Origin of the sequence: Bradyrhizobium barranii subsp. apii, from assembly GCF_011516635.5 — a bacterium.
GTDB lineage: Bacteria > Pseudomonadota > Alphaproteobacteria > Rhizobiales > Xanthobacteraceae > Bradyrhizobium > Bradyrhizobium barranii.
On record NZ_CP096256.1, the window covers coordinates 120,169 to 146,589 of the forward strand.

1 protein-coding gene (only partly in view) is annotated in these 26,421 nt (G+C 66.8%); it reads left to right on the forward strand.

Going from position 1 to position 26,421, the window contains the following annotated elements; genetic code table 11:
* On the forward strand, positions 1-26,421 hold the 5' portion of the coding sequence (locus HAP41_RS47780) for a non-ribosomal peptide synthase/polyketide synthase (RefSeq protein ID WP_208012695.1). 9,690 nt of this gene lie beyond the right edge of the window; only the first 26,421 of its 36,111 coding nucleotides appear in the window; the start codon lies at positions 1-3; its stop codon lies beyond the right edge, outside the window.

The window sequence follows — 26,421 nt, forward strand, 5'->3', positions numbered from 1 at the left end:
ATGCGAAAGGTCGGGCGCGAAACCGCGCTAGCACCATCGTTTGCGCAGCAGCGGCTGTGGTTTTTGGCGCAGCTGGATCAGGGCAGCACGCAGTATCACATTCGGCTGGCGTGGCGGCTGAAGGGTGGGCTCGACCGCAGCGCCTGGCAACGCAGCCTGGACCGTTTGTTTGCGCGGCATGAGGCGCTGCGCAGCGTCTTTGTCACCTCGGAGGGCAAGCTCCGGGTTGAGCTTCTGCCGGAGGAGGCGGGGCTGCCGGTCGTGGAGCACGATCTGCGGGGCAGGCTGGATGCGGACGCCGCGCTGTCGCAGCTGTGCCAGCAGGAGGCGCGCACGCCGTTTGATCTGGCGCGGGGCCCGCTGATCCGCGGCCGGCTGATCCGGCTGTCGGACGAGGCGCACGTGTTGCTGCTGACCCAGCACCACATCGTCTCGGACGGCTGGTCGCTGGGCGTGTTGGTGGGCGAGCTCACTCAGCTGTACCGGGCATTCGCGGCTGGGCAGGACGATCCGCTGCCGCCGCTTGCGATCCAGTATCCGGACTATGCTGCCTGGCAACGGCAGTGGCTGTCGGGGGAACGGCTGCAGCGCCAGGCGCAGTATTGGCGCAGCAATCTGTCCGGCGCGCCGGCCCGTCTGGCGCTGCCGACGGACCGGCCGCGGCCGGCGCAACAGTCGTTTGCCGGGGCGACGGTCCCGATCATCATTGATGCGGATCTGACGCGGGGGCTGAAGCGGCTGAGCCGGCAGCATGGCACGACATTGTTCATGACCGTGCTGGCGGGGTGGGCTGCGGTGCTGTCGCGTCTGTCGGGACAGGACGATCTTGTGATCGGGGTGCCGAGTGCCAATCGGGGGCACCGCGAGATCGAAGAGCTGATCGGCTTCTTCGTCAACACCCTGGCGCTCCGGCTGGACCTGTCGGGCGAGCCGAGCGTGTCGGAGCTGTTGGAGCGGACGCGGCGCACGGCGTTGGGAGCGCAGGAGCACCAGGAGCTGCCGTTCGAGCAGGTGGTGGAGATCGTGCAGCCGCCGCGGGCTCTTGATCATACGCCGTTGTTCCAGGTGATGCTGGCCTGGGAGAACAATGCGGTTGGGTCATTGGACCTGCCGGGGCTGAGTGTGGAAGCTGCCGGGGAAGAGATTGATCAGGTCAAGTTCGATCTGGAGCTGAGCCTTGGCGAGCAGGGTGAGGAGATCGCCGGAACGCTGGCTTATGCCACCGCGCTGTTTGATCAGACGACGATCGAGCGGCAGCGGGATTATCTGCTGGCGCTGCTGCGGGCGATGGCTGCCGATGCGCAGCAAGAGGTCGGGCGGATTGAGCTGCTGTCGTCCGCCGAGCGCACCTATCTGCTGGAGGAGCTGAACCGGACGGCGGCACCGTATCCTGCGGACAAGTGCATCCAGGAGCTGTTCGAGGCGCAGGTGCGCAAGGCGCCGGAGGCGGTGGCGCTGGTCTATCAGGACCAGCGCGTAAGCTATGGCGCGCTCAATGCGCACGCCAACCAGCTGGCGCATCATCTGATCGCCCTCGGGGTGAAGCCGGATCAGCCGGTGGCAATCTGCGTTGCGCGCAGTCCGCTGATGGTGGTGGGGCTTTTGGCGATCCTGAAGGCCGGCGGGGCGTATGTGCCGCTGGACCCGGCCTATCCGTCGGCGCGGTTGCGCCAGGTGCTGGAGGATGCGGCGCCGCGGCTGCTGCTGACCGATGCGGCGGGCCGCGCCGCCTTGGGCGATGTGGGCCTCGATGCGAGCGTGCTGGAACTCGATGCGGCGGCACCGGCCTGGGCCAGCCTGCCGGAATCGGATCCGGACCCGCGCGCGCTCGGCCTCACCTCCCGCCATCTCGCCTACGTGATCTACACCTCGGGATCCACCGGTACGCCCAAGGGCGTCATGGTCGAGCATCGGAGCTTGGTCAATCTGGGGCTGGCTCAGATAACGCTTTTGGGCGTTTGTTCAAACAGCCGAATAGTGCAGTTTGCCTCCTTTGGTTTTGATGCGAGTGTTTGGGAAATTATAATGGCGTTTGGCTCGGGAGCCGCATTGCATTTGCCTGCGGATGAGCTCTGTCAAGCGAGCACCAAGCTATCGGATTATCTGCGAAGCGAAGCCATCACGCACGCGACGTTGCCCCCAGCCTTACTTCAGCAAAGCAAGCATGTGGAATATTTGGCGTCGCAAGCTCTCATTCTTGCCGGAGAGCTGCCGAAGGCTGAACTTATCCGATGCCTGCCTGCCGCATCCATTGTCAACGGCTATGGACCGACCGAAACGACGGTTTGTGCGACGACCTGGAGTTGTCCGGCTGAGTTTGATGAGGCCATTGTCCCGATCGGCCGTCCGATCGCGAACACGCGGATCTATCTGCTGGACGATCATGGGGAGCCGGTGCCGTTCGGGGCGGTGGGCGAGCTCTGCATTGGCGGTGCGGGGGTGGCGCGGGGCTACCTGAACCGCCCTGAGCTGACGGCGGAGCGGTTCATCGCCAGCCCCTTTGTGGACGGCGACCGGCTGTACCGGACCGGCGACCTGGCACGCTACCTGGCGGGCGGCAATCTGGAGTTTTTGGGGCGCAACGACGAGCAGGTGAAGATCCGCGGCTTCCGGATCGAGCCGGGCGAGATCGCGGCGCGGCTCCTCGAGCATCCGGCGGTGGGTGATGCGGTGGTGGTGGCGCGCGAGGATGGCCGCGGCGAGCAGCGGCTCGTTGCGTATGTCGTCGCCCCCGAAGCTGAGGAATCTGATCTTGCCGGGGGTTTGCGCGCACACTTGAGTGCGCGGCTGCCGGACTACATGGTGCCGTCTGCGTTCGTGCGGCTGGCGGGGCTGCCGCTGACGGTGAACGGCAAGGTCGATCGGAACGCGCTGCCGGCCCCGGGCGAGGAGGCGTATGCGCATCGCGCCTACGCGCCGCCGCAGGGCGAGATCGAGACGGCGCTGGCAACGATCTGGGCCGAGCTTCTCGGTGTGGAGCGCATCGGGCGCCACGATCACTTCTTCGAACTGGGCGGCCACTCGCTGTTGGCAGTACAGATGTCGAGCCGGCTGTCGCAGGCGCAGGGTGTCGAGCTGCCGCTGCGGACGCTGTTTGCAAGACCGGTGCTGGCCGATCTGGCGGCAAGCATCGTCGAGCTGTTGAGCCGCTGCGGTCCGCAAGAGCTGCCGGCGATTGTGGCCGTGTCACGTCACGAGCCGCTTGTGCTGTCATTTGCGCAGCAGCGGCTGTGGTTTTTGGCGCAGCTGGATCAGGGCAGCACGCACTATCACGTGCCGCTGGCGTGGCGGCTGAAGGGTGGGCTCGACCGCAGCGCCTGGCAACGCAGCCTGGACCGTTTGTTTGCGCGGCATGAGGCGCTGCGCAGCGTCTTTGTCACCTCGGAGGGCAAGCTCCGGGTTGAGCTTCTGCCGGAGGAGGCGGGGCTGCCGGTCGTGGAGCACGATCTGCGGGGCAGGCTGGATGCGGACGCCGCGCTGTCGCAGCTGTGCCAGCAGGAGGCGCGCACGCCGTTTGATCTGGCGCGGGGCCCGCTGATCCGCGGCCGGCTGATCCGGCTGTCGGACGAGGCGCACGTGTTGCTGCTGACCCAGCACCACATCGTCTCGGACGGCTGGTCGCTGGGCGTGTTGGTGGGCGAGCTCACTCAGCTGTACCGGGCATTCGCGGCTGGGCAGGACGATCCGCTGCCGCCGCTTGCGATCCAGTATCCGGACTATGCTGCCTGGCAACGGCAGTGGCTGTCGGGGGAACGGCTGCAGCGCCAGGCGCAGTATTGGCGCAGCAATCTGTCCGGCGCGCCGGCCCGTCTGGCGCTGCCGACGGACCGGCCGCGGCCGGCGCAACAGTCGTTTGCCGGGGCGACGGTCCCGATCATCATTGATGCGGATCTGACGCGGGGGCTGAAGCGGCTGAGCCGGCAGCATGGCACGACATTGTTCATGACCGTGCTGGCGGGGTGGGCTGCGGTGCTGTCGCGTCTGTCGGGACAGGACGATCTTGTGATCGGGGTGCCGAGTGCCAATCGGGGGCACCGCGAGATCGAAGAGCTGATCGGCTTCTTCGTCAACACCCTGGCGCTCCGGCTGGACCTGTCGGGCGAGCCGAGCGTGTCGGAGCTGTTGGAGCGGACGCGGCGCACGGCGTTGGGAGCGCAGGAGCACCAGGAGCTGCCGTTCGAGCAGGTGGTGGAGATCGTGCAGCCGCCGCGGGCTCTTGATCATACGCCGTTGTTCCAGGTGATGCTGGCCTGGGAGAACAATGCGGTTGGGTCATTGGACCTGCCGGGGCTGAGTGTGGAAGCTGCCGGGGAAGAGATTGATCAGGTCAAGTTCGATCTGGAGCTGAGCCTTGGCGAGCAGGGTGAGGAGATCGCCGGAACGCTGGCTTATGCCACCGCGCTGTTTGATCAGACGACGATCGAGCGGCAGCGGGATTATCTGCTGGCGCTGCTGCGGGCGATGGCTGCCGATGCGCAGCAAGAGGTCGGGCGGATTGAGCTGCTGTCGTCCGCCGAGCGCACCTATCTGCTGGAGGAGCTGAACCGGACGGCGGCACCGTATCCTGCGGACAAGTGCATCCAGGAGCTGTTCGAGGCGCAGGTGCGCAAGGCGCCGGAGGCGGTGGCGCTGGTCTATCAGGACCAGCGCGTAAGCTATGGCGCGCTCAATGCGCACGCCAACCAGCTGGCGCATCATCTGATCGCCCTCGGGGTGAAGCCGGATCAGCCGGTGGCAATCTGCGTTGCGCGCAGTCCGCTGATGGTGGTGGGGCTTTTGGCGATCCTGAAGGCCGGCGGGGCGTATGTGCCGCTGGACCCGGCCTATCCGTCGGCGCGGTTGCGCCAGGTGCTGGAGGATGCGGCGCCGCGGCTGCTGCTGACCGATGCGGCGGGCCGCGCCGCCTTGGGCGATGTGGGCCTCGATGCGAGCGTGCTGGAACTCGATGCGGCGGCACCGGCCTGGGCCAGCCTGCCGGAATCGGATCCGGATACGCGCGCGCTCGGCCTCACCTCCCGCCATCTCGCCTACGTGATCTACACCTCGGGATCCACCGGTACGCCCAAGGGCGTCATGGTCGAGCATCGGAGCTTGGTCAATTATCTCTCCTGGGCCCGCGATGCGTACGCTCCCAGATCATCCTCCGTGATTTCCTCGCCTCTGGTCTTCGATGCGACAATCAACAGCCTGTTTGCGCCTCTGATCTGTGGTGGCCATGCATTCCTTATAAAGGAGAGAGATGAGGTCGAAGGACTCAAAGAGACGGTCCGCTCGGACTGCGGGATCGTCAATATTACCCCGAGCCATCTGAATGCTCTTGGGCAACAGATGCTAGCGGACTCGGCGCCGAGCCGCGTTGGATTGCTTATCATCGGCGGTGAAGCGCTGTCGCATTCGACAGTGGAGTTGTGGCGCAGGATCCAGCCCACGGTGAGAATGGTGAACGAGTACGGCCCAACTGAAGCAGCTGTCGGTTGTATCTTCTATGACATTCCGAGAGAGCCATCTCTACCCAGCAACATCCCGATTGGCCGTCCGATTGCGAACACGCGTGTGTATCTGCTGGATGGTCATGGGGAGCCGGTGCCGTTCGGGGCGGTGGGCGAGCTCTGCATTGGCGGTGCGGGGGTGGCGCGGGGCTACCTGAACCGCCCTGAGCTGACGGCGGAGCGGTTCATCGCCAGCCCCTTTGTGGACGGCGACCGGCTGTACCGGACCGGCGACCTGGCACGCTACCTGGCGGGCGGCAATCTGGAGTTTTTGGGGCGCAACGACGAGCAGGTGAAGATCCGCGGCTTCCGGATCGAGCCGGGCGAGATCGCGGCGCGGCTCCTCGAGCATCCGGCGGTGGGTGATGCGGTGGTGGTGGCGCGCGAGGATGGCCGCGGCGAGCAGCGGCTCGTTGCGTATGTCGTCGCCCCCGAAGCTGAGGAATCTGATCTTGCCGGGGGTTTGCGCGCACACTTGAGTGCGCGGCTGCCGGACTACATGGTGCCGTCTGCGTTCGTGCGGCTGGCGGGGCTGCCGCTGACGGTGAACGGCAAGGTCGATCGGAACGCGCTGCCGGCCCCGGGCGAGGAGGCGTATGCGCATCGCGCCTACGCGCCGCCGCAGGGCGAGATCGAGACGGCACTGGCAACGATCTGGGCCGAGCTTCTCGGTGTGGAGCGCATCGGGCGCCACGATCACTTCTTCGAACTGGGCGGCCACTCGCTGTTGGCGGTACAGTTGATGGAGCTTCTGCGGCGGCGGTCGCTGGGCATCGAAGTGCGCACCCTGTTCGCCCAGCCGGTGCTGGCGGATCTGGCCGCAAGCCTCGGCCACCATCAGGAGGTGGCGGTCCCGGCCAACCTGATCACCGAACGGAGTGCGGCGATCACGCCACAGATGCTGCCGCTGATCGAGCTGGCACAGGACGAGATCGACCGGATCATCGCCACGGTGCCCGGCGGGGTTGGCAACATCCAGGACATTTACGGCCTGTCGCCGCTGCAGGACGGCATCCTGTTCCATCATCTGCTGGCGGCAAAGGGCGATCCATACCTGCTGGTATCGCAGATGGCGTTTGCCGAGCGTGGGCTGCTCGAGCGCTATCTTGCCGCGGTCCAGCGGGTGGTGGATCGGCATGACATCCTGCGCACCTCGTTTGTCTGGGAGGGGCTGTCGCAGCCGGCCCAGGTGGTGTGGCGGAAGGCGCAACTGGAGGTGACCGAGGTCGAGCTGGATGGCGCTCATGGTGCTGGCGCCGAGCAGCTGAGGGAGCGGTTTGATCCGCGCCGGCACCGCATCGAGCTTGGCCGGGCGCCACTGCTGCGGTTTGTGATTGCGCGCGAGCCCGGCAGCGCGCGCTGGCTGCTGCTGGAGCTGCAGCATCATCTGATCGGGGATCACACCACGCTGGACGTGATGCATGCTGAGGTCCGGGCCGAGCTGGAGGGGCGCCAGCATGAGCTGCCGGCGCCGCAGCCGTTCCGCAATCTGGTGGCGCAGGTGCATCTACGCGGTGATGCCGAGGCGGACGAAGCGTTCTTCCGGGAGCTGCTGGCCGACATCGACGAGCCGACCACGCCGTTCGGCTTGAGCGAGGTGCGCGGCGACGGCGGCGGGGTTCGTGAGGCGCATCGGTTGTTGCCGCCGGCGCTCCATGCGCGGCTGCGGGAACAGGCGCGGCGGCTGGGCGTCAGTCTGGCAAGCCTGTGCCATCTGGCGTGGGGGCAGGTGGTGGCGCGCAGCAGCGGCCGCGAGCAGGTGGTGTTCGGCACGGTGCTGTTCGGCCGCCTGCAGGGCAACGCCGGCGCCGACCGCGCCATGGGGCTGTTCATCAACACCCTGCCGCTGCGGCTTGATCTTGATGGGACTGCGGTCGAGGCGAGCGTGCGAACCACGCATGCCCGGCTGGCCGAGCTGCTGGCACATGAGCATGCCTCGCTGGCGCTGGCGCAGCGCTGCAGTGCCATTGCGGCGCCGGCGCCGCTGTTCAGCGCGTTGTTGAACTACCGCCACAACACCGCGGCGGTCGCCACCGCAACCGATGACAGTCTGGTGGGCGTGGAATGGCTGGGCGGGGAGGAGCGCACCAATTATCCGCTGACCTTGTCAGTGGAGGATTTTGGCGAGGCGCTCGGGCTGACGGCGCAGGTGGCGGAGCCTATCTCGGCGGATCGGATCTGCGGCTACATGCAGCGGGCGCTCGAGCAGCTGGCAGAGGCGCTGGAGCGGGCGCCGGACACGCCGGTGCGGGAGCTGGACATCCTGCCAGCGGACGAGCGTACCTATCTGCTGGAGGAGCTGAACCGGACGGCGGCACCGTATCCTGCGGACAAGTGCATCCAGGAGCTGTTCGAGGCGCAGGTGCGCAAGGCGCCGGAGGCGGTGGCGCTGGTCTATCAGGACCAGCGCGTAAGCTATGGCGCGCTCAATGCGCACGCCAACCAGCTGGCGCATCATCTGATCGCCCTCGGGGTGAAGCCGGATCAGCCGGTGGCAATCTGCGTTGCGCGCAGTCCGCTGATGGTGGTGGGGCTTTTGGCGATCCTGAAGGCCGGCGGGGCGTATGTGCCGCTGGACCCGGCCTATCCGTCGGCGCGGTTGCGCCAGGTGCTGGAGGATGCGGCGCCGCGGCTGCTGCTGACCGATGCGGCGGGCCGCGCCGCCTTGGGCGATGTGGGCCTCGATGCGAGCGTGCTGGAACTCGATGCGGCGGCACCGGCCTGGGCCAGCCTGCCGGAATCGGATCCGGACCCGCGCGCGCTCGGCCTCACCTCCCGCCATCTCGCCTACGTGATCTACACCTCGGGATCCACCGGTACGCCCAAGGGCGTCATGGTCGAGCATGCTCAGATCGTTCGTTTGTTCGAGGCGACGCAGGAATGGTATGGGTTCACTGAACAGGACGTATGGTGCCTGTTCCATTCCTTCTCGTTCGACTTCTCGGTGTGGGAGTTGTGGGGCGCACTGCGTTATGGCGGTCGTTTGATTCTTGTGCCGAGCGACACCGCTCGCTCTGCTCCTGACTTCGATGATCTCATCTGCAAGTCCGGCGTTACAGTTCTGAATCAGACCCCTTCGGCTTTTAAAGCTCTTGTGGATCTGGAGCGTCAGCGCGGTGCTCGAAACCGCCTTCGCTACGTTATTTTGGGTGGAGAGGCTCTGGAGCCATCGATTCTGAAGCCGTGGTATGCAAGGCATTCAGATCGTGCACCACAATTGATCAACATGTACGGTATTACGGAAACGACCGTGCATGTCACCTATCGGTCTCTTGATCAGTCTGACACCACCGATTCGGGCAGTCAGATCGGAAGGCGCATTCCCGATCTTCGGATCTATCTGCTGGACGATCATGGGGAGCCGGTGCCGTTCGGGGCGGTGGGCGAGCTCTGCATTGGCGGTGCGGGGGTGGCGCGGGGCTACCTGAACCGCCCTGAGCTGACGGCGGAGCGGTTCATCGCCAGCCCCTTTGTGGACGGCGACCGGCTGTACCGGACCGGCGACCTGGCACGCTACCTGGCGGACGGCAATCTGGAGTTTTTGGGGCGCAACGACGAGCAGGTGAAGATCCGCGGCTTCCGGATCGAGCCGGGCGAGATCGCGGCGCGGCTCCTCGAGCATCCGGCGGTGGGTGATGCGGTGGTGGTGGCGCGCGAGGATGGCCGCGGCGAGCAGCGGCTCGTTGCGTATGTCGTCGCCCCCGAAGCTGAGGAATCTGATCTTGCCGGGGGTTTGCGCGCACACTTGAGTGCGCGGCTGCCGGACTACATGGTGCCGTCTGCGTTCGTGCGGCTGGCGGGGCTGCCGCTGACGGTGAACGGCAAGGTCGATCGGAACGCGCTGCCGGCCCCGGGCGAGGAGGCGTATGCGCATCGCGCCTACGCGCCGCCGCAGGGCGAGATCGAGACGGCGCTGGCAACGATCTGGGCCGAGCTTCTCGGTGTGGAGCGCATCGGGCGCCACGATCACTTCTTCGAACTGGGCGGCCACTCGCTGTTGGCAGTACAGATGTCGAGCCGGCTGTCGCAGGCGCAGGGTGTCGAGCTGCCGCTGCGGACGCTGTTTGCAAGACCGGTGCTGGCCGATCTGGCGGCAAGCATCGTCGAGCTGTTGAGCCGCTGCGGTCCGCAAGAGCTGCCGGCGATTGTGGCCGTGTCACGTCACGAGCCGCTTGTGCTGTCATTTGCGCAGCAGCGGCTGTGGTTTTTGGCGCAGCTGGATCAGGGCAGCACGCACTATCACGTGCCGCTGGCGTGGCGGCTGAAGGGTGGGCTCGACCGCAGCGCCTGGCAACGCAGCCTGGACCGTTTGTTTGCGCGGCATGAGGCGCTGCGCAGCGTCTTTGTCACCTCGGAGGGCAAGCTCCGGGTTGAGCTTCTGCCGGAGGAGGCGGGGCTGCCGGTCGTGGAGCACGATCTGCGGGGCAGGCTGGATGCGGACGCCGCGCTGTCGCAGCTGTGCCAGCAGGAGGCGCGCACGCCGTTTGATCTGGCGCGGGGCCCGCTGATCCGCGGCCGGCTGATCCGGCTGTCGGACGAGGCGCACGTGTTGCTGCTGACCCAGCACCACATCGTCTCGGACGGCTGGTCGCTGGGCGTGTTGGTGGGCGAGCTCACTCAGCTGTACCGGGCATTCGCGGCTGGGCAGGACGATCCGCTGCCGCCGCTTGCGATCCAGTATCCGGACTATGCTGCCTGGCAACGGCAGTGGCTGTCGGGGGAACGGCTGCAGCGCCAGGCGCAGTATTGGCGCAGCAATCTGTCCGGCGCGCCGGCCCGTCTGGCGCTGCCGACGGACCGGCCGCGGCCGGCGCAACAGTCGTTTGCCGGGGCGACGGTCCCGATCATCATTGATGCGGATCTGACGCGGGGGCTGAAGCGGCTGAGCCGGCAGCATGGCACGACATTGTTCATGACCGTGCTGGCGGGGTGGGCTGCGGTGCTGTCGCGTCTGTCGGGACAGGACGATCTTGTGATCGGGGTGCCGAGTGCCAATCGGGGGCACCGCGAGATCGAAGAGCTGATCGGCTTCTTCGTCAACACCCTGGCGCTCCGGCTGGACCTGTCGGGCGAGCCGAGCGTGTCGGAGCTGTTGGAGCGGACGCGGCGCACGGCGTTGGGAGCGCAGGAGCACCAGGAGCTGCCGTTCGAGCAGGTGGTGGAGATCGTGCAGCCGCCGCGGGCTCTTGATCATACGCCGTTGTTCCAGGTGATGCTGGCCTGGGAGAACAATGCGGTTGGGTCATTGGACCTGCCGGGGCTGAGTGTGGAAGCTGCCGGGGAAGAGATTGATCAGGTCAAGTTCGATCTGGAGCTGAGCCTTGGCGAGCAGGGTGAGGAGATCGCCGGAACGCTGGCTTATGCCACCGCGCTGTTTGATCAGACGACGATCGAGCGGCAGCGGGATTATCTGCTGGCGCTGCTGCGGGCGATGGCTGCCGATGCGCAGCAAGAGGTCGGGCGGATTGAGCTGCTGTCGTCCGCCGAGCGCACCTATCTGCTGGAGGAGCTGAACCGGACGGCGGCACCGTATCCTGCGGACAAGTGCATCCAGGAGCTGTTCGAGGCGCAGGTGCGCAAGGCGCCGGAGGCGGTGGCGCTGGTCTATCAGGACCAGCGCGTAAGCTATGGCGCGCTCAATGCGCACGCCAACCAGCTGGCGCATCATCTGATCGCCCTCGGGGTGAAGCCGGATCAGCCGGTGGCAATCTGCGTTGCGCGCAGTCCGCTGATGGTGGTGGGGCTTTTGGCGATCCTGAAGGCCGGCGGGGCGTATGTGCCGCTGGACCCGGCCTATCCGTCGGCGCGGTTGCGCCAGGTGCTGGAGGATGCGGCGCCGCGGCTGCTGCTGACCGATGCGGCGGGCCGCGCCGCCTTGGGCGATGTGGGCCTCGATGCGAGCGTGCTGGAGCTCGATGCGGCGGCACCGGCCTGGGCCAGCCTGCCGGAATCGGATCCGGACCCGCGCGCGCTCGGCCTCACCTCCCGCCATCTCGCCTACGTGATCTACACCTCGGGATCCACCGGTACGCCCAAGGGCGTCATGGTCGAGCATCGGAGCTTGGTCAATTATCTCTCCTGGGCCCGCGATGCGTACGCTCCCAGATCATCCTCCGTGATTTCCTCGCCTCTGGTCTTCGATGCGACAATCAACAGCCTGTTTGCGCCTCTGATCTGTGGTGGCCATGCATTCCTTATAAAGGAGAGAGATGAGGTCGAAGGACTCAAAGAGACGGTCCGCTCGGACTGCGGGATCGTCAATATTACCCCGAGCCATCTGAATGCTCTTGGGCAACAGATGCTAGCGGACTCGGCGCCGAGCCGCGTTGGATTGCTTATCATCGGCGGTGAAGCGCTGTCGCATTCGACAGTGGAGTTGTGGCGCAGGATCCAGCCCACGGTGAGAATGGTGAACGAGTACGGCCCAACTGAAGCAGCTGTCGGTTGTATCTTCTATGACATTCCGAGAGAGCCATCTCTACCCAGCAACATCCCGATTGGCCGTCCGATTGCGAACACGCGTGTGTATCTGCTGGATGGTCATGGGGAGCCGGTGCCGTTCGGGGCGGTGGGCGAGCTCTGCATTGGCGGTGCGGGGGTGGCGCGGGGCTACCTGAACCGCCCTGAGCTGACGGCGGAGCGGTTCATCGCCAGCCCCTTTGTGGACGGCGACCGGCTGTACCGGACCGGCGACCTGGCACGCTACCTGGCGGGCGGCAATCTGGAGTTTTTGGGGCGCAACGACGAGCAGGTGAAGATCCGCGGCTTCCGGATCGAGCCGGGCGAGATCGCGGCGCGGCTCCTCGAGCATCCGGCGGTGGGTGATGCGGTGGTGGTGGCGCGCGAGGATGGCCGCGGCGAGCAGCGGCTCGTTGCGTATGTCGTCGCCCCCGAAGCTGAGGAATCTGATCTTGCCGGGGGTTTGCGCGCACACTTGAGTGCGCGGCTGCCGGACTACATGGTGCCGTCTGCGTTCGTGCGGCTGGCGGGGCTGCCGCTGACGGTGAACGGCAAGGTCGATCGGAACGCGCTGCCGGCCCCGGGCGAGGAGGCGTATGCGCATCGCGCCTACGCGCCGCCGCAGGGCGAGATCGAGACGGCACTGGCAACGATCTGGGCCGAGCTTCTCGGTGTGGAGCGCATCGGGCGCCACGATCACTTCTTCGAACTGGGCGGCCACTCGCTGTTGGCGGTACAGTTGATGGAGCTTCTGCGGCGGCGGTCGCTGGGCATCGAAGTGCGCACCCTGTTCGCCCAGCCGGTGCTGGCGGATCTGGCCGCAAGCCTCGGCCACCATCAGGAGGTGGCGGTCCCGGCCAACCTGATCACCGAACGGAGTGCGGCGATCACGCCACAGATGCTGCCGCTGATCGAGCTGGCACAGGACGAGATCGACCGGATCATCGCCACGGTGCCCGGCGGGGTTGGCAACATCCAGGACATTTACGGCCTGTCGCCGCTGCAGGACGGCATCCTGTTCCATCATCTGCTGGCGGCAAAGGGCGATCCATACCTGCTGGTATCGCAGATGGCGTTTGCCGAGCGTGGGCTGCTCGAGCGCTATCTTGCCGCGGTCCAGCGGGTGGTGGATCGGCATGACATCCTGCGCACCTCGTTTGTCTGGGAGGGGCTGTCGCAGCCGGCCCAGGTGGTGTGGCGGAAGGCGCAACTGGAGGTGACCGAGGTCGAGCTGGATGGCGCTCATGGTGCTGGCGCCGAGCAGCTGAGGGAGCGGTTTGATCCGCGCCGGCACCGCATCGAGCTTGGCCGGGCGCCACTGCTGCGGTTTGTGATTGCGCGCGAGCCCGGCAGCGCGCGCTGGCTGCTGCTGGAGCTGCAGCATCATCTGATCGGGGATCACACCACGCTGGACGTGATGCATGCTGAGGTCCGGGCCGAGCTGGAGGGGCGCCAGCATGAGCTGCCGGCGCCGCAGCCGTTCCGCAATCTGGTGGCGCAGGTGCATCTACGCGGTGATGCCGAGGCGGACGAAGCGTTCTTCCGGGAGCTGCTGGCCGACATCGACGAGCCGACCACGCCGTTCGGCTTGAGCGAGGTGCGCGGCGACGGCGGCGGGGTTCGTGAGGCGCATCGGTTGTTGCCGCCGGCGCTCCATGCGCGGCTGCGGGAACAGGCGCGGCGGCTGGGCGTCAGTCTGGCAAGCCTGTGCCATCTGGCGTGGGGGCAGGTGGTGGCGCGCAGCAGCGGCCGCGAGCAGGTGGTGTTCGGCACGGTGCTGTTCGGCCGCCTGCAGGGCAACGCCGGCGCCGACCGCGCCATGGGGCTGTTCATCAACACCCTGCCGCTGCGGCTTGATCTTGATGGGACTGCGGTCGAGGCGAGCGTGCGAACCACGCATGCCCGGCTGGCCGAGCTGCTGGCACATGAGCATGCCTCGCTGGCGCTGGCGCAGCGCTGCAGTGCCATTGCGGCGCCGGCGCCGCTGTTCAGCGCGTTGTTGAACTACCGCCACAACACCGCGGCGGTCGCCACCGCAACCGATGACAGTCTGGTGGGCGTGGAATGGCTGGGCGGGGAGGAGCGCACCAATTATCCGCTGACCTTGTCAGTGGAGGATTTTGGCGAGGCGCTCGGGCTGACGGCGCAGGTGGCGGAGCCTATCTCGGCGGATCGGATCTGCGGCTACATGCAGCGGGCGCTCGAGCAGCTGGCAGAGGCGCTGGAGCGGGCGCCGGACACGCCGGTGCGGGAGCTGGACATCCTGCCAGCGGACGAGCGTACCTATCTGCTGGAGGAGCTGAACCGGACGGCGGCACCGTATCCTGCGGACAAGTGCATCCAGGAGCTGTTCGAGGCGCAGGTGCGCAAGGCGCCGGAGGCGGTGGCGCTGGTCTATCAGGACCAGCGCGTAAGCTATGGCGCGCTCAATGCGCACGCCAACCAGCTGGCGCATCATCTGATCGCCCTCGGGGTGAAGCCGGATCAGCCGGTGGCAATCTGCGTTGCGCGCAGTCCGCTGATGGTGGTGGGGCTTTTGGCGATCCTGAAGGCCGGCGGGGCGTATGTGCCGCTGGACCCGGCCTATCCGTCGGCGCGGTTGCGCCAGGTGCTGGAGGATGCGGCGCCGCGGCTGCTGCTGACCGATGCGGCGGGCCGCGCCGCCTTGGGCGATGTGGGCCTCGATGCGAGCGTGCTGGAGCTCGATGCGGCGGCACCGGCCTGGGCCAGCCTGCCGGAATCGGATCCGGACCCGCGCGCGCTCGGCCTCACCTCCCGCCATCTCGCCTACGTGATCTACACCTCGGGATCCACCGGTACGCCCAAGGGCGTCATGGTCGAGCATCGGAGCACTGTCAACCTGCTGCATTGGAGCAGCGGCGTGTTTGCGGAATCAGAAATCAGCCGGACGCTGTTTGCCACCTCGATCAGCTTTGATCTGTCGATCTACGAGTGCTTCGTTCCACTCTCGCAAGGAACCAGGCTGCACCTTGTCGAGAATGCGCAAACGCAGTCGGATGTCTCCTTAATCAACACCGTCCCTTCGGCGATCGCCGCTCTGCTCGATCAGAAAGCAGTACCGGCTTCGACAAGCGTCATCAATTTGGCCGGCGAGCGGCTGAAGGCGGATCTCATCGCGAAGGCATTTGAGAGCAGTGGTGTCGAGAAGATCTGTAATCTGTACGGTCCTTCCGAGACAACGACCTACTCGACCTGGATTTGCATACGAAGGGGGGACGTTGTCGTTGAAACGATTGGCCGTCCGATTGCGAACACGCGTGTGTATCTGCTGGATGGTCATGGGGAGCCGGTGCCGTTCGGGGCGGTGGGCGAGCTCTGCATTGGCGGTGCGGGGGTGGCGCGGGGCTACCTGAACCGCCCTGAGCTGACGGCGGAGCGGTTCATCGCCAGCCCCTTTGTGGACGGCGACCGGCTGTACCGGACCGGCGACCTGGCACGCTACCTGGCGGGCGGCAATCTGGAGTTTTTGGGGCGCAACGACGAGCAGGTGAAGATCCGCGGCTTCCGGATCGAGCCGGGCGAGATCGCGGCGCGGCTCCTCGAGCATCCGGCGGTGGGTGATGCGGTGGTGGTGGCGCGCGAGGATGGCCGCGGCGAGCAGCGGCTCGTTGCGTATGTCGTCGCCCCCGAAGCTGAGGAATCTGATCTTGCCGGGGGTTTGCGCGCACACTTGAGTGCGCGGCTGCCGGACTACATGGTGCCGTCTGCGTTCGTGCGGCTGGCGGGGCTGCCGCTGACGGTGAACGGCAAGGTCGATCGGAACGCGCTGCCGGCCCCGGGCGAGGAGGCGTATGCGCATCGCGCCTACGCGCCGCCGCAGGGCGAGATCGAGACGGCACTGGCAACGATCTGGGCCGAGCTTCTCGGTGTGGAGCGCATCGGGCGCCACGATCACTTCTTCGAACTGGGCGGCCACTCGCTGTTGGCGGTACAGTTGATGGAGCTTCTGCGGCGGCGGTCGCTGGGCATCGAAGTGCGCACCCTGTTCGCCCAGCCGGTGCTGGCGGATCTGGCCGCAAGCCTCGGCCACCATCAGGAGGTGGCGGTCCCGGCCAACCTGATCACCGAACGGAGTGCGGCGATCACGCCACAGATGCTGCCGCTGATCGAGCTGGCACAGGACGAGATCGACCGGATCATCGCCACGGTGCCCGGCGGGGTTGGCAACATCCAGGACATTTACGGCCTGTCGCCGCTGCAGGACGGCATCCTGTTCCATCATCTGCTGGCGGCAAAGGGCGATCCATACCTGCTGGTATCGCAGATGGCGTTTGCCGAGCGTGGGCTGCTCGAGCGCTATCTTGCCGCGGTCCAGCGGGTGGTGGATCGGCATGACATCCTGCGCACCTCGTTTGTCTGGGAGGGGCTGTCGCAGCCGGCCCAGGTGGTGTGGCGGAAGGCGCAACTGGAGGTGACCGAGGTCGAGCTGGATGGCGCTCATGGTGCTGGCGCCGAGCAGCTGAGGGAGCGGTTTGATCCGCGCCGGCACCGCATCGAGCTTGGCCGGGCGCCACTGCTGCGGTTTGTGATTGCGCGCGAGCCCGGCAGCGCGCGCTGGCTGCTGCTGGAGCTGCAGCATCATCTGATCGGGGATCACACCACGCTGGACGTGATGCATGCTGAGGTCCGGGCCGAGCTGGAGGGGCGCCAGCATGAGCTGCCGGCGCCGCAGCCGTTCCGCAATCTGGTGGCGCAGGTGCATCTACGCGGTGATGCCGAGGCGGACGAAGCGTTCTTCCGGGAGCTGCTGGCCGACATCGACGAGCCGACCACGCCGTTCGGCTTGAGCGAGGTGCGCGGCGACGGCGGCGGGGTTCGTGAGGCGCATCGGTTGTTGCCGCCGGCGCTCCATGCGCGGCTGCGGGAACAGGCGCGGCGGCTGGGCGTCAGTCTGGCAAGCCTGTGCCATCTGGCGTGGGGGCAGGTGGTGGCGCGCAGCAGCGGCCGCGAGCAGGTGGTGTTCGGCACGGTGCTGTTCGGCCGCCTGCAGGGCAACGCCGGCGCCGACCGCGCCATGGGGCTGTTCATCAACACCCTGCCGCTGCGGCTTGATCTTGATGGGACTGCGGTCGAGGCGAGCGTGCGAACCACGCATGCCCGGCTGGCCGAGCTGCTGGCACATGAGCATGCCTCGCTGGCGCTGGCGCAGCGCTGCAGTGCCATTGCGGCGCCGGCGCCGCTGTTCAGCGCGTTGTTGAACTACCGCCACAACACCGCGGCGGTCGCCACCGCAACCGATGACAGTCTGGTGGGCGTGGAATGGCTGGGCGGGGAGGAGCGCACCAATTATCCGCTGACCTTGTCAGTGGAGGATTTTGGCGAGGCGCTCGGGCTGACGGCGCAGGTGGCGGAGCCTATCTCGGCGGATCGGATCTGCGGCTACATGCAGCGGGCGCTCGAGCAGCTGGCAGAGGCGCTGGAGCGGGCGCCGGACACGCCGGTGCGGGAGCTGGACATCCTGCCAGCGGACGAGCGTACCTATCTGCTGGAGGAGCTGAACCGGACGGCGGCACCGTATCCTGCGGACAAGTGCATCCAGGAGCTGTTCGAGGCGCAGGTGCGCAAGGCGCCGGAGGCGGTGGCGCTGGTCTATCAGGACCAGCGCGTAAGCTATGGCGCGCTCAATGCGCACGCCAACCAGCTGGCGCATCATCTGATCGCCCTCGGGGTGAAGCCGGATCAGCCGGTGGCAATCTGCGTTGCGCGCAGTCCGCTGATGGTGGTGGGGCTTTTGGCGATCCTGAAGGCCGGCGGGGCGTATGTGCCGCTGGACCCGGCCTATCCGTCGGCGCGGTTGCGCCAGGTGCTGGAGGATGCGGCGCCGCGGCTGCTGCTGACCGATGCGGCGGGCCGCGCCGCCTTGGGCGATGTGGGCCTCGATGCGAGCGTGCTGGAACTCGATGCGGCGGCACCGGCCTGGGCCAGCCTGCCGGAATCGGATCCGGACCCGCGCGCGCTCGGCCTCACCTCCCGCCATCTCGCCTACGTGATCTACACCTCGGGATCCACCGGTACGCCCAAGGGCGTCATGGTCGAGCATCGGAGCTTGGTCAATCTTATAATATGGCATGTGCAAACCTTTTGTCGCCAGCCAGAAACCTGCTGCGCGCTCACGGCTGGAGTAGCGTTCGATGCCAGCACCTGGGAGCTATGGTCTGCGTTATGTAACCGCAGCACGTTGCTGCTCCCGCCCAGAGCGTCAGCAGCAGATTCTCTTCTGCTCCAATGGTGGCGTGATCAGTCACCTGACATTGGCTTCTTGATCACCCCGCTCGCGACAATCGCATTGGAGTATAAGCTGGTAAACTCCAAGGTGGAGTACTTGCTTGTTGGCGGTGATCGTCTCCAGCGTGTTCCTGGATCGCTAGCACCGAACCTAAAACTGATAAACAACTATGGACCTACGGAAGCTACCGTAGTGGCGACCTCGGGACGGCTCTTCGCCGAAGACGTAGTGCCGCATATTGGCCGTCCGATTGCGAACACGCGTGTGTATCTGCTGGATGGTCATGGGGAGCCGGTGCCGTTCGGGGCGGTGGGCGAGCTCTGCATTGGCGGTGCGGGGGTGGCGCGGGGCTACCTGAACCGCCCTGAGCTGACGGCGGAGCGGTTCATCGCCAGCCCCTTTGTGGACGGCGACCGGCTGTACCGGACCGGCGACCTGGCACGCTACCTGGCGGGCGGCAATCTGGAGTTTTTGGGGCGCAACGACGAGCAGGTGAAGATCCGCGGCTTCCGGATCGAGCCGGGCGAGATCGCGGCGCGGCTCCTCGAGCATCCGGCGGTGGGTGATGCGGTGGTGGTGGCGCGCGAGGATGGCCGCGGCGAGCAGCGGCTCGTTGCGTATGTCGTCGCCCCCGAAGCTGAGGAATCTGATCTTGCCGGGGGTTTGCGCGCACACTTGAGTGCGCGGCTGCCGGACTACATGGTGCCGTCTGCGTTCGTGCGGCTGGCGGGGCTGCCGCTGACGGTGAACGGCAAGGTCGATCGGAACGCGCTGCCGGCCCCGGGCGAGGAGGCGTATGCGCATCGCGCCTACGCGCCGCCGCAGGGCGAGATCGAGACGGCACTGGCAACGATCTGGGCCGAGCTTCTCGGTGTGGAGCGCATCGGGCGCCACGATCACTTCTTCGAACTGGGCGGCCACTCGCTGTTGGCGGTACAGTTGATGGAGCTTCTGCGGCGGCGGTCGCTGGGCATCGAAGTGCGCACCCTGTTCGTCCAGCCGGTGCTGGCGGATCTGGCCGCAAGCCTCGGCCACCATCAGGAGGTGGCGGTCCCGGCCAACCTGATCACCGAACGGAGTGCGGCGATCACGCCACAGATGCTGCCGCTGATCGAGCTGGCACAGGACGAGATCGACCGGATCATCGCCACGGTGCCCGGCGGGGTTGGCAACATCCAGGACATTTACGGCCTGTCGCCGCTGCAGGACGGCATCCTGTTCCATCATCTGCTGGCGGCAAAGGGCGATCCATACCTGCTGGTATCGCAGATGGCGTTTGCCGAGCGTGGGCTGCTCGAGCGCTATCTTGCCGCGGTCCAGCGGGTGGTGGATCGGCATGACATCCTGCGCACCTCGTTTGTCTGGGAGGGGCTGTCGCAGCCGGCCCAGGTGGTGTGGCGGAAGGCGCAACTGGAGGTGACCGAGGTCGAGCTGGATGGCGCTCATGGTGCTGGCGCCGAGCAGCTGAGGGAGCGGTTTGATCCGCGCCGGCACCGCATCGAGCTTGGCCGGGCGCCACTGCTGCGGTTTGTGATTGCGCGCGAGCCCGGCAGCGCGCGCTGGCTGCTGCTGGAGCTGCAGCATCATCTGATCGGGGATCACACCACGCTGGACGTGATGCATGCTGAGGTCCGGGCCGAGCTGGAGGGGCGCCAGCATGAGCTGCCGGCGCCGCAGCCGTTCCGCAATCTGGTGGCGCAGGTGCATCTACGCGGTGATGCCGAGGCGGACGAAGCGTTCTTCCGGGAGCTGCTGGCCGACATCGACGAGCCGACCACGCCGTTCGGCTTGAGCGAGGTGCGCGGCGACGGCGGCGGGGTTCGTGAGGCGCATCGGTTGTTGCCGCCGGCGCTCCATGCGCGGCTGCGGGAACAGGCGCGGCGGCTGGGCGTCAGTCTGGCAAGCCTGTGCCATCTGGCGTGGGGGCAGGTGGTGGCGCGCAGCAGCGGCCGCGAGCAGGTGGTGTTCGGCACGGTGCTGTTCGGCCGCCTGCAGGGCAACGCCGGCGCCGACCGCGCCATGGGGCTGTTCATCAACACCCTGCCGCTGCGGCTTGATCTTGATGGGACTGCGGTCGAGGCGAGCGTGCGAACCACGCATGCCCGGCTGGCCGAGCTGCTGGCACATGAGCATGCCTCGCTGGCGCTGGCGCAGCGCTGCAGTGCCATTGCGGCGCCGGCGCCGCTGTTCAGCGCGTTGTTGAACTACCGCCACAACACCGCGGCGGTCGCCACCGCAACCGATGACAGTCTGGTGGGCGTGGAATGGCTGGGCGGGGAGGAGCGCACCAATTATCCGCTGACCTTGTCAGTGGAGGATTTTGGCGAGGCGCTCGGGCTGACGGCGCAGGTGGCGGAGCCTATCTCGGCGGATCGGATCTGCGGCTACATGCAGCGGGCGCTCGAGCAGCTGGCAGAGGCGCTGGAGCGGGCGCCGGACACGCCGGTGCGGGAGCTGGACATCCTGCCAGCGGACGAGCGTACCTATCTGCTGGAGGAGCTGAACCGGACGGCGGCACCGTATCCTGCGGACAAGTGCATCCAGGAGCTGTTCGAGGCGCAGGTGCGCAAGGCGCCGGAGGCGGTGGCGCTGGTCTATCAGGACCAGCGCGTAAGCTATGGCGCGCTCAATGCGCACGCCAACCAGCTGGCGCATCATCTGATCGCCCTCGGGGTGAAGCCGGATCAGCCGGTGGCAATCTGCGTTGCGCGCAGTCCGCTGATGGTGGTGGGGCTTTTGGCGATCCTGAAGGCCGGCGGGGCGTATGTGCCGCTGGACCCGGCCTATCCGTCGGCGCGGTTGCGCCAGGTGCTGGAGGATGCGGCGCCGCGGCTGCTGCTGACCGATGCGGCGGGCCGCGCCGCCTTGGGCGATGTGGGCCTCGATGCGAGCGTGCTGGAGCTCGATGCGGCGGCACCGGCCTGGGCCAGCCTGCCGGAATCGGATCCGGATACGCGCGCGCTCGGCCTCACCTCCCGCCATCTCGCCTACGTGATCTACACCTCGGGATCCACCGGTACGCCTAAAGGGGCCCAGAACGAGCATCGGGCTATCGTCAATCGCCTGATGTGGATGCAAAATGCCTATGGTCTCAACGCAACTGATGTCGTGTTGCAGAAGACGCCATTTAGCTTCGATGTCTCGGCCTGGGAGTTCTTCTGGACCTTGCTTGAAGGGGCAACCCTGGTGCTGGCGCCGCCCGGCGCGCACAGAGATCCCGACGCATTGGTCGACTTGATCATCAGCCAGCGCATCACGACGATTCACTTCGTGCCATCCATGCTGGTCAGTTTTATGGATGCGAAGAGTGTTGACCGCTGCAGGTCGCTGCGGCGTGTTTTATGCAGCGGCGAGGCGCTCCCTGCCGCCAGTGTGCATAGGGTTCGGCGCGTATTGCCCCGGACGGGCCTGCACAATCTCTACGGTCCGACGGAAGCTGCGATCGACGTGACAGCGTGGAGTTGTCCGGCTGAGTTTGATGAGGTCATTGTCCCGATCGGCCGTCCGATCGCGAACACGCGGATCTATCTGCTGGACGATCATGGGGAGCCGGTGCCGTTCGGGGCGGTGGGCGAGCTCTGCATTGGCGGTGCGGGGGTGGCGCGGGGCTACCTGAACCGCCCTGAGCTGACGGCGGAGCGGTTCATCGCCAGCCCCTTTGTGGACGGCGACCGGCTGTACCGGACCGGCGACCTGGCACGCTACCTGGCGGACGGCAATCTGGAGTTTTTGGGGCGCAACGACGAGCAGGTGAAGATCCGCGGCTTCCGGATCGAGCCGGGCGAGATCGCGGCGCGGCTCCTCGAGCATCCGGCGGTGGGTGATGCGGTGGTGGTGGCGCGCGAGGATGGCCGCGGCGAGCAGCGGCTCGTTGCGTATGTCGTCGCCCCCGAAGCTGAGGAATCTGATCTTGCCGGGGGTTTGCGCGCACACTTGAGTGCGCGGCTGCCGGACTACATGGTGCCGTCTGCGTTCGTGCGGCTGGCGGGGCTGCCGCTGACGGTGAACGGCAAGGTCGATCGGAACGCGCTGCCGGCCCCGGGCGAGGAGGCGTATGCGCATCGCGCCTACGCGCCGCCGCAGGGCGAGATCGAGACGGCGCTGGCAACGATCTGGGCCGAGCTTCTCGGTGTGGAGCGCATCGGGCGCCACGATCACTTCTTCGAACTGGGCGGCCACTCGCTGTTGGCAGTACAGATGTCGAGCCGGCTGTCGCAGGCGCAGGGTGTCGAGCTGCCGCTGCGGACGCTGTTTGCAAGACCGGTGCTGGCCGATCTGGCGGCAAGCATCGTCGAGCTGTTGAGCCGCTGCGGTCCGCAAGAGCTGCCGGCGATTGTGGCCGTGTCACGTCACGAGCCGCTTGTGCTGTCATTTGCGCAGCAGCGGCTGTGGTTTTTGGCGCAGCTGGATCAGGGCAGCACGCACTATCACGTGCCGCTGGCGTGGCGGCTGAAGGGTGGGCTCGACCGCAGCGCCTGGCAACGCAGCCTGGACCGTTTGTTTGCGCGGCATGAGGCGCTGCGCAGCGTCTTTGTCACCTCGGAGGGCAAGCTCCGGGTTGAGCTTCTGCCGGAGGAGGCGGGGCTGCCGGTCGTGGAGCACGATCTGCGGGGCAGGCTGGATGCGGACGCCGCGCTGTCGCAGCTGTGCCAGCAGGAGGCGCGCACGCCGTTTGATCTGGCGCGGGGCCCGCTGATCCGCGGCCGGCTGATCCGGCTGTCGGACGAGGCGCACGTGTTGCTGCTGACCCAGCACCACATCGTCTCGGACGGCTGGTCGCTGGGCGTGTTGGTGGGCGAGCTCACTCAGCTGTACCGGGCATTCGCGGCTGGGCAGGACGATCCGCTGCCGCCGCTTGCGATCCAGTATCCGGACTATGCTGCCTGGCAACGGCAGTGGCTGTCGGGGGAACGGCTGCAGCGCCAGGCGCAGTATTGGCGCAGCAATCTGTCCGGCGCGCCGGCCCGTCTGGCGCTGCCGACGGACCGGCCGCGGCCGGCGCAACAGTCGTTTGCCGGGGCGACGGTCCCGATCATCATTGATGCGGATCTGACGCGGGGGCTGAAGCGGCTGAGCCGGCAGCATGGCACGACATTGTTCATGACCGTGCTGGCGGGGTGGGCTGCGGTGCTGTCGCGTCTGTCGGGACAGGACGATCTTGTGATCGGGGTGCCGAGTGCCAATCGGGGGCACCGCGAGATCGAAGAGCTGATCGGCTTCTTCGTCAACACCCTGGCGCTCCGGCTGGACCTGTCGGGCGAGCCGAGCGTGTCGGAGCTGTTGGAGCGGACGCGGCGCACGGCGTTGGGAGCGCAGGAGCACCAGGAGCTGCCGTTCGAGCAGGTGGTGGAGATCGTGCAGCCGCCGCGGGCTCTTGATCATACGCCGTTGTTCCAGGTGATGCTGGCCTGGGAGAACAATGCGGTTGGGTCATTGGACCTGCCGGGGCTGAGTGTGGAAGCTGCCGGGGAAGAGATTGATCAGGTCAAGTTCGATCTGGAGCTGAGCCTTGGCGAGCAGGGTGAGGAGATCGCCGGAACGCTGGCTTATGCCACCGCGCTGTTTGATCAGACGACGATCGAGCGGCAGCGGGATTATCTGCTGGCGCTGCTGCGGGCGATGGCTGCCGATGCGCAGCAAGAGGTCGGGCGGATTGAGCTGCTGTCGTCCGCCGAGCGCACCTATCTGCTGGAGGAGCTGAACCGGACGGCGGCACCGTATCCTGCGGACAAGTGCATCCAGGAGCTGTTCGAGGCGCAGGTGCGCAAGGCGCCGGAGGCGGTGGCGCTGGTCTATCAGGACCAGCGCGTAAGCTATGGCGCGCTCAATGCGCACGCCAACCAGCTGGCGCATCATCTGATCGCCCTCGGGGTGAAGCCGGATCAGCCGGTGGCAATCTGCGTTGCGCGCAGTCCGCTGATGGTGGTGGGGCTTTTGGCGATCCTGAAGGCCGGCGGGGCGTATGTGCCGCTGGACCCGGCCTATCCGTCGGCGCGGTTGCGCCAGGTGCTGGAGGATGCGGCGCCGCGGCTGCTGCTGACCGATGCGGCGGGCCGCGCCGCCTTGGGCGATGTGGGCCTCGATGCGAGCGTGCTGGAACTCGATGCGGCGGCACCGGCCTGGGCCAGCCTGCCGGAATCGGATCCGGACCCGCGCGCGCTCGGCCTCACCTCCCGCCATCTCGCCTACGTGATCTACACCTCGGGATCCACCGGTACGCCCAAGGGCGTCATGGTCGAGCATCGGAGCTTGGTCAATCTGGGGCTGGCTCAGATAACGCTTTTGGGCGTTTGTTCAAACAGCCGAATAGTGCAGTTTGCCTCCTTTGGTTTTGATGCGAGTGTTTGGGAAATTATAATGGCGTTTGGCTCGGGAGCCGCATTGCATTTGCCTGCGGATGAGCTCTGTCAAGCGAGCACCAAGCTATCGGATTATCTGCGAAGCGAAGCCATCACGCACGCGACGTTGCCCCCAGCCTTACTTCAGCAAAGCAAGCATGTGGAATATTTGGCGTCGCAAGCTCTCATTCTTGCCGGAGAGCTGCCGAAGGCTGAACTTATCCGATGCCTGCCTGCCGCATCCATTGTCAACGGCTATGGACCGACCGAAACGACGGTTTGTGCGACGACCTGGAGTTGTCCGGCTGAGTTTGATGAGGCCATTGTCCCGATCGGCCGTCCGATCGCGAACACGCGGATCTATCTGCTGGACGATCATGGGGAGCCGGTGCCGTTCGGGGCGGTGGGCGAGCTCTGCATTGGCGGTGCGGGGGTGGCGCGGGGCTACCTGAACCGCCCTGAGCTGACGGCGGAGCGGTTCATCGCCAGCCCCTTTGTGGACGGCGACCGGCTGTACCGGACCGGCGACCTGGCACGCTACCTGGCGGGCGGCAATCTGGAGTTTTTGGGGCGCAACGACGAGCAGGTGAAGATCCGCGGCTTCCGGATCGAGCCGGGCGAGATCGCGGCGCGGCTCCTCGAGCATCCGGCGGTGGGTGATGCGGTGGTGGTGGCGCGCGAGGATGGCCGCGGCGAGCAGCGGCTCGTTGCGTATGTCGTCGCCCCCGAAGCTGAGGAATCTGATCTTGCCGGGGGTTTGCGCGCACACTTGAGTGCGCGGCTGCCGGACTACATGGTGCCGTCTGCGTTCGTGCGGCTGGCGGGGCTGCCGCTGACGGTGAACGGCAAGGTCGATCGGAACGCGCTGCCGGCCCCGGGCGAGGAGGCGTATGCGCATCGCGCCTACGCGCCGCCGCAGGGCGAGATCGAGACGGCGCTGGCAACGATCTGGGCCGAGCTTCTCGGTGTGGAGCGCATCGGGCGCCACGATCACTTCTTCGAACTGGGCGGCCACTCGCTGTTGGCAGTACAGATGTCGAGCCGGCTGTCGCAGGCGCAGGGTGTCGAGCTGCCGCTGCGGACGCTGTTTGCAAGACCGGTGCTGGCCGATCTGGCGGCAAGCATCGTCGAGCTGTTGAGCCGCTGCGGTCCGCAAGAGCTGCCGGCGATTGTGGCCGTGTCACGTCACGAGCCGCTTGTGCTGTCATTTGCGCAGCAGCGGCTGTGGTTTTTGGCGCAGCTGGATCAGGGCAGCACGCAGTATCACGTGCCGCTGGCGTGGCGGCTGAAGGGTGGGCTCGACCGCAGCGCCTGGCAACGCAGCCTGGACCGTTTGTTTGCGCGGCATGAGGCGCTGCGCAGCGTCTTTGTCACCTCGGAGGGCAAGCTCCGGGTTGAGCTTCTGCCGGAGGAGGCGGGGCTGCCGGTCGTGGAGCACGATCTGCGGGGCAGGCTGGATGCGGACGCCGCGCTGTCGCAGCTGTGCCAGCAGGAGGCGCGCACGCCGTTTGATCTGGCGCGGGGCCCGCTGATCCGCGGCCGGCTGATCCGGCTGTCGGACGAGGCGCACGTGTTGCTGCTGACCCAGCACCACATCGTCTCGGACGGCTGGTCGCTGGGCGTGTTGGTGGGCGAGCTCACTCAGCTGTACCGGGCATTCGCGGCTGGGCAGGACGATCCGCTGCCGCCGCTTGCGATCCAGTATCCGGACTATGCTGCCTGGCAACGGCAGTGGCTGTCGGGGGAACGGCTGCAGCGCCAGGCGCAGTATTGGCGCAGCAATCTGTCCGGCGCGCCGGCCCGTCTGGCGCTGCCGACGGACCGGCCGCGGCCGGCGCAACAGTCGTTTGCCGGGGCGACGGTCCCGATCATCATTGATGCGGATCTG